Below are 11,683 nucleotides of genomic sequence, written 5' to 3'. Positions count from 1 at the left end.
GGGGTGCCTGTGGGAGCTGGCTTGCCAGCGAAGGGAGCACTACGGTCTCAGCGGGTGCTGGCGGCCAGAATCAGTTGCTTCATCTCGCTCACCGCACCTTTGAAGCCCACGAACAACGCATGCGCCACCAGCGCATGGCCGATGTTCAGCTCGTTGATACCCTTGATCGCCGCCACCGCTTCGACGTTGTGGTAATGCAGGCCATGCCCGGCATTCACGATCAGCCCCTGGGCCAGGCCAAACGCCACGCCATCGGCTACACGCTTGAGCTCTTCGGCCACCTCGGCCGGGGTCTGCGCATCGGCATAGCGCCCGGTGTGCAGCTCGATTGCCGGCGCGCCAACCCGGCGCGAGGCCTCGATCTGGCGCTCGTCGGCATCGATGAACAGCGACACTTCAGACCCCAATCGCGACAGGCGCTCCACCGCCGCCTTGATCCGCGCCTCCTGCCCCGCCACGTCCAGACCACCTTCGGTGGTCAGCTCCTGACGTGTCTCGGGCACCAGGCAGATGTGCGCCGGACGAATGCGCTCGGCAAACAGCATCATCTCTTCGGTCACGCCCATCTCGAAGTTCATGCGCGTCTGCAGCACGTCCTTGAGCACCAGCACGTCGCGTTCCTGAATATGCCGGCGGTCTTCGCGCAGGTGCACGGTAATGCCGTCGGCACCCGCCTCTTCGGCGTCCAGCGCGGCCTTGACCGGGTCGGGGTAGCGCGTGCCGCGGGCCTGGCGCAAGGTCGCCACGTGGTCGATGTTCACGCCGAGGAGGATGCGGTTGCTGGTGGTCACGAAAAGACTCTCCTGAAAATTGAGCCTCACAGCATACGTCGTGATCAAGGCTTGCGAAACAGTTCCCGACTGACCAGCGGGCGACCGCCCAGGTGTACCGCCAATGCCTGGCGCATCAGCGCTTGGCGGCCCCCAGTGCACCCGGCACCGACCACTCGGCGTCGGCCATGGCCAGCAGTTGTGCGCCGCTGAACAGCCCCGGCTGCACCAGGTACACCCGCTCCAGGCCGGCATCGACCTGCAGCCGGTACAAGGCGTGCGCCTGCAGTGGCTCGCCATTGATGTCGTGGTCCAGCGCAAAGCCGTAACCCAGTTCGTCCAGCAGGCGCCATTCGAACGCTCGCAGCAAGGGTTCCAGGGGCCGCCCGGCGCCCAGCGCCTGCAAGGTCGCGGCGTACTGTTCGAACATGACCGGGTGCGGGTCTTCAGCCTGCAACAGGCGGATCAGCAACTCATTGAGGTAGAGCCCGCTGAACAGCGCATCGCCATTGAGCCACACCGCCACCCCGGCACTGTCCATGCGCCCGACGTTCTTGAGCTCGCCGCGCCCGTGGAACTGCACGTCCAGCGGCACAAACGGGCGGGCCAGGCTGCCGGCCTTGCCACGCGCACGGCGCAGTACGGCGCGCAGGCGACCTTGCGGGGTAAGGAAGTCGACCAGCGCACTGGTTTCACGGTAGGCCCGGCTGTGCAGCACGAAGGCCGGTTGGCCGTCTGGCAAGTCCATGATCAGTGCTTCGCAGAAGAAGAAGGCCCGCCACCGGACGGTGGCAGGCAGGGGCAATCAGAGGTCGCCGTAGCCCAGCGAACGCAGGGCGCGCTCGTCGTCGGACCAGCCACCCTTGACCTTGACCCACAGGTTGAGCATGACCTTGGCGTCGAACAGCAGCTCCATGTCCTTGCGCGCCTCGGTGCCGATACGCTTGATGCGCTCGCCCTTGTCGCCAATGATGATCTTCTTCTGGCCATCACGTTCGACCAGGATCAGCGCATGGATATGCAGGACCTTGCCCTGCTGCTTGAACTCTTCGATCTCTACGGTGATCTGGTACGGCAGCTCGGCACCCAGCTGACGCATGATCTTTTCGCGTACCAGTTCGGCGGCCAGGAAGCGGCTGCTGCGGTCGGTGATCTGGTCTTCCGGGAAGAAGTGCTCGTTCTCCGGCAGGTGCTTGGCGATCAGCGCTTCGAGAGCATCGAGGTTGTGCCCATGCTGGGCCGAGACCGGCACGATCTCGGCGTTTGGCAGCTGTTGCTGCAACCATTGCAGGTGCGGCATCAGCTCGGCCTTGTCCTCGATGCGGTCGGTCTTGTTGATGGCCAGGATCACCGGGCCCTGCACGTACTGCACACGCTCCAGCACCAATTGGTCTTCGTCGGTCCACTTGGTGCGGTCGACCACGAAGATCACCACGTCGACGTCTTTCAACGCCGCCGAGGCGGTACGGTTCATGTAGCGGTTGAGCGCCTTCTCGTTGCCCTTGTGCATGCCGGGGGTGTCGACATAGACCGCCTGCACGTCACCTTCGGTCTTGATCCCGAGCATGTTGTGACGGGTGGTCTGCGGCTTGCGCGAGGTGATCGCGAGCTTCTGCCCCAGGATGTGGTTGAGCAGCGTCGACTTGCCCACGTTGGGGCGGCCGACGATGGCGACGTAGCCGCAACGGGTAGTGTTCTGTTCAGTCATTGCCATTCTCCACGCCCAGGGCGATCAGTGCTGCGGCGGCCGCGACCTGCTCGGCGATACGCCGGCTCACGCCCTGCCCTCGGCTTTTTTCAGTCAAAAGGGTCACTTCGCATTCGACGAAAAACGTCCGGCAATGGGGTTCACCTTGAATATCCACCACTTCGTAGCGGGGCAGTTCGCACGCACGCGACTGCAAGAACTCCTGCAGGCGGGTTTTCGGGTCCTTGTTGGTATCGACCAGGGTCAGGCTCTCGAACTCGCCGGCCAACCACGCCAGCACCCGGTCACGCGCGGTGTGCATGTCCGAGTCCAGGTAGATCGCACCAATCAGGGCCTCAAGGGCGTCGGCCAGGATCGATTCACGTCGGAACCCGCCGCTCTTGAGCTCGCCCGAGCCCAGGCGCAGGTACTCGCCCAGGTCGAAACCACGGGCCAGCACGGCCAGCGTCTCGCCCTTGACCAGGCGCGCACGCAAACGCGACAGCTGGCCTTCGCGGGCCTGCGGGAAACGCTCGAACAGCGCCTCACCGGCGACGAAGTTGAGGATCGCATCGCCCAGGAACTCCAGCCGTTCGTTGTTGCGCCCGGCAAAGCTGCGGTGCGTGAGGGCCAGCAGCATCAGCTCCTGGTTCTGGAAGGTGTAGCCGAGCTGGCGCTCGAGGCGGCTCAAGGAAACGCTCACAGTGTACCCACGCGCTGTTCGTGGTCGATTTTCAGCAGCGACGCCGTAGCGCCGGGCTCACACAGTTCAATCGGGCTCAGGGCCTTCGGGGTTAACGCGTTGTTCAAATGCAAATCCTGAAAGACGGTTTGGTTCATGCCTGACGTGCGGCCGGGCGCGTCTTGTGGACGCCCTTGTACAGCCTATGCCAGAAAAGCATTCGGCGCTGTCCCAAGGACAGCGCCGCTGTGGTGTTACTTGATCAGACCTACCCGCGAAAGGCTCGGGAAATGGCTGAGCTTAGGCTCCGGCCAGCTCATCCAGATGGCGAAGGCCTTGCCGACGATGTTCTTGTCCGGGACCATGCCCAGCAGCTCCTTGGGAATGCTTGGGTCATCCCAGTAGCGGCTGTCGTTGGAGTTGTCACGGTTGTCGCCCATCATGAAGTAATGCCCGGCAGGCACTACCCACTGCTGATCCGGCGGCATGCGGTAGCGGCTCATCTCCTTGCGGATAAGGTGCTCGGCCTCGCCCAGTTTTTCCTTGTACAGCTCGGCGCTGCCCAGGGTACCCGGCTCGCTGCCGACCAGTTGCTCGGCAATCGGCTGACCGTTGACGAACAAGCGCTTGTCGCTGGTGTAGCGTACCTGGTCGCCCGGCAGGCCGACCACGCGCTTGATGTAGTTGACGTTCGGGTCGCTCGGGTAGCGGAACACCATCACATCGCCACGCTGCGGGTCACCCACCTCGATGACCTTCTGGTCGATCACCGGCAGGCGAATACCATAGGAGAACTTGTTCACCAGGATGAAATCGCCCACTTCCAGCGTCGGCTTCATCGAACCCGAAGGGATCTGGAACGGCTCGACCAGAAACGAGCGCAGCACCAGCACGATGAACAGCACCGGAAAGAACGACTTGCCGTACTCGACCAGCAACGGCTCCTTGTTCAACTGCTCCAGCACCCGCATCTCGGGCTGCTCGACGCTGTCCTGATAGGACGCGATCGCAGTGCGCCGACGCGGTGCCAGAAACACCAGATCGACCAGAGCCAGCAGCCCACAGATGGCAACGGCGATGACTAGCAACAGCGGGAAATTTAGTGACATAGGACCTAACTATCCAACCTGAGCACGGCGAGGAAGGCTTCTTGTGGAATTTCCACGTTGCCGACCTGTTTCATGCGTTTTTTACCGGCCTTCTGCTTTTCCAACAGCTTGCGCTTACGGCTTACGTCACCACCGTAGCATTTGGCCAGTACGTTCTTTCTGAGCGCCTTGACAGTGGTACGCGCCACAATCTGCCCGCCAATGGCGGCCTGGATTGCCACGTCGAACATCTGCCGCGGGATCAGTTCCTTCATCTTCTCGGTCAACGCGCGGCCTTTGTAGTGCGCGTTGTCACGGTGCACGATCAACGCCAGGGCGTCGACCTTGTCGCCGTTGATCAGTACATCGAGCTTGACCAGGTTGGCCGACTGATACCGATCGAAATGGTAGTCCAGCGACGCGTAGCCGCGGCTGGTGGATTTGAGGCGGTCGAAGAAGTCCAGCACCACTTCGTTCATCGGCAGGTCGTAGCGCACCTGCACCTGGGAACCGAGGAACTGCATGTCGCGCTGTACGCCGCGCTTCTCGATGCACAGGGTGATGACGTTGCCCAGGTGCTCTTGCGGCACGAGGATGGTGGCGGCGACGATCGGCTCGCGGAAATCCTCGACCGACGACACATCCGGCAGGCGCGACGGGTTGTCAACGTAGATGGTTTCGCCGGTCTTGAGCTTGACCTCGAAGATCACGCTTGGCGCGGTGGTGATCAGGTCCAGGTCGTATTCGCGCTCCAGGCGCTCCTGGATGATCTCCATGTGCAGCATGCCGAGGAAGCCGCAACGGAAGCCGAAGCCCAGCGCGTCGGAGCTCTCTGGCAGGTACTGCAGCGACGAGTCGTTCAGCGTCAGTTTTTGCAGGGCGTCACGAAAATCCTCGAAATCTTCGGAGCTGACCGGGAACAGGCCGGCATATACCTGCGGCTGGATGCGTTTGAAGCCCGGCAGCACTTCGACGTCCGGGGTGCTGCTCAAGGTCAGGGTGTCACCTACCGGTGCACCGTGGATGTCCTTGATGCTGGCGATGATGAAGCCCACTTCGCCGGCCTTGAGGTCGGCGGTGGCGGTGTGCTTGGGGTTGAACACACCCACGCTGTCGACCAGGTGAATCTTGCCAGTGGACTTGACCAGGATCTTGTCGCCTTTCTTGACCCGCCCATGGCGTACGCGTACCAGGGACACGACGCCCAGGTAGTTGTCGAACCAGGAGTCGATGATCAGCGCCTGCAGCGGCGCCTCGATGTCACCGGTTGGCGCCGGGATGGTCTGCACCAGGCGCTCGAGTACCTCGTCCACGCCCATGCCGCTCTTGGCACTGCAGGCCACGGCGTCGGTGGCGTCGATGCCGATGATCTTCTCGATCTCGTCCTTGACGCGGTCCGGATCGGCCTGTGGCAGGTCCATCTTGTTCAGTACCGGCATGACCTCAAGGCCCTGCTCGATGGCGGTATAGCAGTTGGCGACCGACTGCGCCTCTACGCCCTGGCCGGCATCGACCACCAGCAGCGCGCCTTCGCAGGCGGCCAGCGAGCGGCTGACTTCATAGGTGAAGTCGACGTGGCCCGGGGTATCGATGAAGTTCAGCTGGTAGGTGACGCCATCGTTCGCCTTGTAATAAAGGGTAACGCTGTGGGCCTTGATGGTGATCCCGCGCTCGCGCTCGAGGTCCATGGAATCGAGTACCTGCGCTTCCATCTCGCGCGCAGTGAGGCCACCGCACATCTGAATGAAACGGTCGGCCAGGGTCGACTTGCCATGGTCAATGTGGGCGATGATGGAGAAATTGCGGATATGACTCAAATCACTCACGGGTCAACACTCAAAAAGGCTGCGGGGCGAACGCCCGCCGAAAAATAGCCGGGAATTGTACCTTATGCACGGGCCAGCCGCCACGCCCGCCCGCCGCAGTTTCATCCAGCCTGATATTTATGCCAGTAGCCCGCAGGGCGAGCGGGCCGTAACGTCAAGGGCCGTCATGGAGGAAACATCATGAAAAAACATCAGCAGGATGGCCCCGGAAGCCTCGACCCGACGTTTGGCGAGGATGGCCTGATAGCGCTGCCGGTCTTTGCCGACCAGGACCGTTTCGTCACCGGCCTGCAAGCCTACGAAGACCACATGCTGGTCAGCGCCATGACCACCGAAAACCTGGAAGCTCGCTATGCAATGGCCCGTTTCCTGGAGAACAGCCAGCTTGACCCGAGCTTCGGCGCCGCAGGGTTGGTCTTCGGCACCTTTCGCCCGCAGGCGGTTTCCGGTACCGAGACCATCGCCATCGCGCCCGACGGCAGCCTGTGGGTGGTGGGCTGGATGCAAAGCGCGGACAAACCGTTCACCCCACTGCTGGCGCACTTCCTGGAGGATGGCAGCCCGGACAATCACTACAACGCGCCCTACTGCTACCAGTCCCTCGACATGCCCGCCGGGCACAATCTGCTACTGCATGCCAGCACGCTGCACGCCGGCACCGATCATGTGCTGATCAGTGTCAACACCCAGGCACCGTGCGGGCGAAACCATGCCCGCCTCTATCGCCTGGGCCTGCAGGGCGAACCGGGCTTCGCCAGCGCTGCCTGGATCGATATCGCGCATGGTGCGGACGAAGTTTTCGTCACCTCGGTCATCCAGCAGGACCGCACCTTCCTGGTCGCCGGCACGCTGAAAACCGACGAGCAACGCTCTCAAGGCTTCATTGCGCGCTTCCATGATGACGGCACCCCCGACCTGAGCTTTGGTGAGCAGGATGCGTTCCAGGTCTACAGCGCACCGGGGCTGGACCGCGATATTGCCTTCAATCAGTTGCTGCAGCGGCCCGATGGCCGATTGACGGTCGTCGGGCATCTGCCCCATGCCCAGCCAGAGCACGCCAATGCGATGGTCTGGCAGTTCATCGGCGACGGTACGATTGACGCTACGTTCAACGCCGGCAATCCGGCCGTGGTGACCTTCAGTGTCGACTCGAGGGATGAATGGCAGGCAGCCACTTTGCACGCCGATGGCAAGCTGGTCGTTGCCGGCCACGCCTCACGCTACGCTGTACACCTTGCACGCTACACCACCGACGGGCGCCTGGACCAGGCATTTGGCGAGGATGGGCTTACCCACCTCGACATCGCAAACGACCGCAGCATGGCCATCAGCGCGTTATCACCCTCTGCCACGCTGCTGGCGTTCAACGGCAGGGGGCCAGGAGGTTTCGTCGGGCTGCTGGCAAAATTTCGCAACTGAGCCATCGCCCATGAAAAAGCCCGACGCACTGGCGTCGGGCTTTTTCATCGCTGCTTACTCAGCCAGCTTGAAGGTAATGAAGCTGGCACGTCCCTGACGCAGCACGCGCATCGACACCGAACGGTTCTTCGGCAGCTCCTTGGCGATTTCGGTAAAGCTCTTGGCCGACAGGATGGCCTGGTTGTTCAGGTGGCTGATGACGTCGCCCGGACGCAGCCCGATCAGCGCCGCAGGACCGTCCTGCACTTCCTTGATGACCACGCCGCCCTTGAGTTCCAGGGCCTTTTTCTGCTCGGCGGTCAGGTCGGCGACCGATACGCCCAGGCGGTTGCTGCTGCGCTCGACACCGCCGTTGGCACCGGTGGTCACTTCCTGATCTTCATCAGGCAGTGCGCCGATGGTCACGTCCAGGTTCTGGCGCTTGCCGTTGCGGATGATGTCCAGCTTGGCCTTGGCGCCATCTTTCAGGCCACCGACCAGGTGCGGCAGGTCGGCCGACATGACGATCGGTTGACCATTCATGCTCAGGATCACGTCACCCACCTGCAGGCCACCCTTGGCTGCCGGGCCGTCTTCAAGCACCTGGGCCACCAGCGCACCGGCCGGCTTGTCGAGGCCGAACGATTCGGCCAGGTCCTTGTTGACCTCCTGGATCACCACGCCCAGCCAGCCGCGGCTGACCTTGCCGTCTTTCTTCAACTGGTTGGAAACATCCAGTGCCACATCGATCGGGATGGCGAACGACAGGCCCATGAAGCCACCGGAGCGGGTGAAGATCTGCGAGTTGATGCCGACCACTTCGCCATTCATGTTGAACAGCGGGCCACCGGAGTTGCCGGGGTTGATCGCCACGTCGGTCTGGATGAACGGAACGTAGGTATCGTTGGGCAGCGTACGGCCCTTGGCACTGACAATACCTTTGGTCACCGAGTGGTCGAATCCAAATGGCGAACCGATGGCCAGCACCCACTCACCCACCTTGAGTTTCGCCGAGTCGCCCAACTTGACGATCGGCAGGTCCTTGCCTTCGACCTTCAGCAGCGCCACATCGGTACGCGGGTCGGTGCCAACCAGCTTGGCCTGCAGCTCGCTGCGATCGGACAGGCGCACGATGATTTCGTCGGCATCGGCCACCACGTGGTTGTTGGTGAGGATATAGCCGTCGGCAGAAATGATGAAACCCGAACCCAGCGACTGTGCCTCACGTTGGCGGTCGCCACGCGGCGAGCGCGGGGTTTGCGGCATGTTGCGCTCGAAGAACTCGCGGAACATCGGCGGCAAGCCTTCCAGGTCAGGCATCTGGCCCGCGGCGTACTTGCGATCCGGCAGTTTCTGCTTGGTACTGATATTCACCACCGCCGGCGAGGCCTGCTCGACCAACGTGGTGAAATCAGGCAAGGCTTCGGCCTGGGCGTCAAGCACCTGACCGAGCATGAGCACGGCGGCGAACACCGACAGATAGGATTTCAAGCGAGGTATTGACATACGGCTCCCGTCACAACGAGCGTGGTTAAGCAGTAGGGACCTGCCAACGCACAAAGCCCGGAGACACCCGGTGAAGGATGAGACCAGGCTCGGTGGATCGGCATTCTTGATGCTGCAACAGCAGTAAAGGCCAGCCCCCGAAAGGACTGACCTATAGATAATTCTGAGTGATTTTGCAAACTCGAAGGCTTACGAATCATGTCTATGCCTTGACGGCCGATTCCTCATCCACGCCTCAGCGATGGTTCATCATTGACTGGCCTGGGCATCTTGGGCACGCATCGACAGGGCGACCCGTTCGGCTGTACCAATCGGTATTTCACCGACCACCGTGACCACTACATCGCCCTTGGGCGTGGTCAACCGGCGCGAAACTGCCACCGTGGGGCCCAGTTGGGTGCGGGTGTCGGTAACATCGCTGCCGGCCAGCGGCTCCAGGAACACCGAGAAGCGCGCCAGACCATCGTCATACATCAGGCTGCTGACCGTGCTCTTGTTCTGCGGGTCTTTGCGCACCGAGCTGTTGACCAGTTCGAACCCTGGCGGCAACCAGTCCGAACGCCACCCTGCCGCCGCTTCGGTTACCCGCTCAGCCGCCTGGACAACCGGCTTGCAATTGCCGCTGGCCTGCAGTTGGGCATCGTCAGGGGCGTCGGCGGTGTCCAGCCGGGTGAACTGGAAGCGCTCGAGCAGTTGCTCCTTGTCGTTGAGCAACAACGACTTGAGCGGCAAGCCGGTCTCGCGATCCAGGTGCAATTCGAAGGCGTAGCGGTGCTGGTCACGCGGCCGGAGGGTGATGATCACCACTTCGCGGCCGGCAACACGGGAGCGCCCCGCCACACTCAGGTCGTACCAGTTCATCAGTTTCAAAGGATCGAGCACACGCGCCGATGATTGCGCCGCGTTGCCTACCCCTGGCGCCAGGTCCCGCTTACGCACTGGGTATGCCCATCGACCCGCACGACTTCCTGGGCCGGGCCGTCGAGCTGCAACAACCGCTCGCGGACTTTGCCAGCCTGCACCCGATGCCAGATATCGTGGGTAGAGAAGCTACCGTTACGCTCGTAAACGAAAGTACCCTGATAACTCTGCTGCTGCTCGGCCTTGGCCAGACGGTTCAACCAGTCTGCAGCGTCGGTCGAGGAGTTGGCGGCCAGCACTGGCACCGACAAGCATCCACCGAGCAAAAGCGGTAGTAGAGGTAGCGCTCGCATGATCCTCCTTACTTAGCGATTTTCCAGGCTGGCCGCACGGGCATAAGGCAGAGCGCTTTCAGTCCCTTTCACTGCCGCTTCCTGGGCATGTTGACGCAGGTAGCCTGGCAGACGCTGGTCTTGCCAGCCGCTCTGGCCTTGCAGCACGCCGTTGGCCATCGGGCCAGTGGCTTGCTCGGTACTGTCTTCACTATAGCCTGCCAATACGGCCGGGCCCTGCACCTGTGGTGTCAGGCCGTGCTGCGCAGGCTGCTGCGCGGCCAGTTGGGCGCCGCTGATCTCATCCTGGTTGTACAGGCGTACACCGGCCAGTACGGCCACGGTGACAGAGGCAGCGACGGCCAGACGACCCAGGCTGCGCCATGGACCGCGGGCAACCTTGACCGGGGTAGCTTCGTCGGCCAGTGCGGCGCTGACGGCTGCAGCGATGTCCAGCTGCGGCAGCAGCAGTTCCTTGTGCATTGCTGCGCGAGCAACCTGGTAACGCGACCAGGTAGCACGTGTTTCATTGTCGTCGACGGCACTCAGTACCCGACGCAACTCCAGTTCGTCCGCTTCGTTATCCATCACCGCGGACAGCGATTCCTGCAAAGCTTCACGACTCATGGCGGTTCCTCTCTTGGCTGTCGCCGCTGTCTCAGGTTTCCTGCAACAACGGCTGCAGGGCTTTATCAATGGCCTCCCGAGCGCGGAAGATTCGAGAGCGCACGGTACCCACCGGACACTGCATGACGCTCGCAATGTCTTCGTAACTCAGACCATCGAATTCACGTAAAGTTAACGCCGTACGCAAATCTTCTGGCAGCTGCTGGATGGTTCGGTGGACGGTGCCCTCGATTTCATCCCGTAACAGCGCGCGCTCTGGAGACTCGAGATCCTTGAGCCCATGATCGCCATCATAGAATTCCGCATCCTCGGAACTCACATCGCTGTCTGGCGGCCGACGACCGCGTGACACCAGATAGTTCTTCGCCGTGTTGATCGCAATGCGGTACAGCCAGGTATAAAACGCACTGTCACCACGAAAATTGCCAAGCGCACGGTAAGCCTTGATGAACGCTTCCTGTGCCACGTCCTGGGCTTCATGGGTGTCGTGCACAAAACGCACGATCAACCCGAGAATCTTGTGCTGATACTTCAGCACCAACAGATCGAACGCTCGCCTGTCGCCACGCTGTACGCGCTCGACAAGCTGCTGATCCTCTTCCTGGGTTAGCATGAACACTCCTCGGTAAGCCTGGAGGAGCGCTGCATTGGCCATCGTTCAGGCTTGCAACCATAGACTCGGGCTTTTCGCAAAAGTTCTCCCCTCCAAGCAAGTTTCCTGCGGCCCTTGGTCGGCCCGCACGAAAAACGCAGCGCGGACACGGCCGGCTGCGTCAATAGTCTGATCATCGTGTCAGTGGGCAGTGCCGATAACGGCCCCTCGCCTACCGTGGCCACGCCGCCCCTGGCGTGCAGACAACCTTCTATGGATACGTGGCGTTCCAGGAAAGTTCCCACACCTGAACA

General features: G+C 62.0%; 10 protein-coding genes and 2 pseudogenes. 1 reads left to right on the top strand and 11 read right to left on the bottom strand.

All coding sequences use genetic code 11. The features are described 5' to 3' along the window. Positions 1 to 47 precede the first annotated feature (47 nt). The 7 genes and pseudogenes from pdxJ to lepA form a co-directional block, all read right to left on the bottom strand. Positions 48 to 791 carry a pyridoxine 5'-phosphate synthase gene (pdxJ, locus tag G3436_RS03130; protein WP_163941173.1) on the bottom strand — a complete coding sequence of 248 codons (744 nt, stop codon included), beginning with the start codon at positions 789 to 791 and terminating at the stop codon, positions 48 to 50. A gap of 44 nt (positions 792 to 835) precedes the next feature. Then, a pseudogene (gene recO, locus G3436_RS03125) lies at positions 836 to 1,518 on the bottom strand (DNA repair protein RecO). 57 nt (positions 1,519 to 1,575) lie between these two features. Continuing rightward, positions 1,576 to 2,478 carry a GTPase Era gene (era, locus tag G3436_RS03120; RefSeq protein WP_163941170.1) on the bottom strand — a complete coding sequence of 301 codons (903 nt, stop codon included), beginning with the start codon at positions 2,476 to 2,478 and terminating at the stop codon, positions 1,576 to 1,578. After that, positions 2,471 to 3,160, bottom strand: a complete 690-nt coding sequence (gene rnc, locus G3436_RS03115; protein WP_163941167.1) for a ribonuclease III — start codon at positions 3,158 to 3,160, stop codon at positions 2,471 to 2,473. The genes era and rnc overlap by 8 nt, the downstream gene beginning before the upstream one ends. Then, positions 3,157 to 3,297: a hypothetical protein gene (locus tag G3436_RS03110; protein WP_163941165.1), complete on the bottom strand. Its 141-nt coding sequence runs from the start codon at positions 3,295 to 3,297 to the stop codon at positions 3,157 to 3,159. Before G3436_RS03110 ends, rnc begins: the two co-directional genes overlap by 4 nt. Before the next feature lie 96 nt (positions 3,298 to 3,393). Further along, positions 3,394 to 4,248 carry a signal peptidase I gene (lepB, locus tag G3436_RS03105; RefSeq protein WP_163941162.1) on the bottom strand — a complete coding sequence of 285 codons (855 nt, stop codon included), beginning with the start codon at positions 4,246 to 4,248 and terminating at the stop codon, positions 3,394 to 3,396. Positions 4,249 to 4,253: 5 nt separating this feature from the next. Continuing rightward, positions 4,254 to 6,053 carry a translation elongation factor 4 gene (gene lepA, locus G3436_RS03100; protein WP_163941160.1) on the bottom strand — a complete coding sequence of 600 codons (1,800 nt, stop codon included), beginning with the start codon at positions 6,051 to 6,053 and terminating at the stop codon, positions 4,254 to 4,256. 180 nt (positions 6,054 to 6,233) lie between these two features. On the opposite strand from lepA, the gene G3436_RS03095 reads away from it, so the two are divergent. Then, positions 6,234 to 7,472, top strand: coding sequence for an NHL repeat-containing protein (locus tag G3436_RS03095; RefSeq protein ID WP_163941157.1), 1,239 nt, complete (start codon positions 6,234 to 6,236; stop codon positions 7,470 to 7,472). Between the two features lie 54 nt (positions 7,473 to 7,526). On the opposite strand, the gene G3436_RS03090 is transcribed toward G3436_RS03095, so the two are convergent. The 4 genes and pseudogenes from G3436_RS03090 to rpoE all read right to left on the bottom strand — a co-directional run bounded on the left by G3436_RS03090 (position 7,527) and on the right by rpoE (position 11,390). Further along, on the bottom strand, positions 7,527 to 8,906 hold the full coding sequence (locus G3436_RS03090) for a DegQ family serine endoprotease (protein ID WP_420801168.1): 1,380 nt from the start codon (positions 8,904 to 8,906) through the stop codon (positions 7,527 to 7,529). 300 nt (positions 8,907 to 9,206) lie between these two features. After that, positions 9,207 to 10,171, bottom strand: a pseudogene (locus G3436_RS03085) (MucB/RseB C-terminal domain-containing protein). Positions 10,172 to 10,183: 12 nt separating this feature from the next. Then, positions 10,184 to 10,777 carry a sigma-E factor negative regulatory protein gene (locus tag G3436_RS03080; protein ID WP_163941151.1) on the bottom strand — a complete coding sequence of 198 codons (594 nt, stop codon included), beginning with the start codon at positions 10,775 to 10,777 and terminating at the stop codon, positions 10,184 to 10,186. A 31-nt stretch (positions 10,778 to 10,808) separates the two neighbouring features. Further along, positions 10,809 to 11,390 carry an RNA polymerase sigma factor RpoE/AlgU gene (gene rpoE, locus G3436_RS03075; RefSeq protein ID WP_010220971.1) on the bottom strand — a complete coding sequence of 194 codons (582 nt, stop codon included), beginning with the start codon at positions 11,388 to 11,390 and terminating at the stop codon, positions 10,809 to 10,811. Between the last annotated feature and the right edge of the window lie 293 nt (positions 11,391 to 11,683).

Source organism: Pseudomonas brassicae, from assembly GCF_010671725.1.
In the GTDB taxonomy this organism is placed as follows: Bacteria; Pseudomonadota; Gammaproteobacteria; order Pseudomonadales; family Pseudomonadaceae; genus Aquipseudomonas; species Aquipseudomonas brassicae.
The sequence above is the reverse complement of the archived record's forward strand: the minus strand, read 5'-3'. Positions and strand labels throughout refer to the sequence as shown.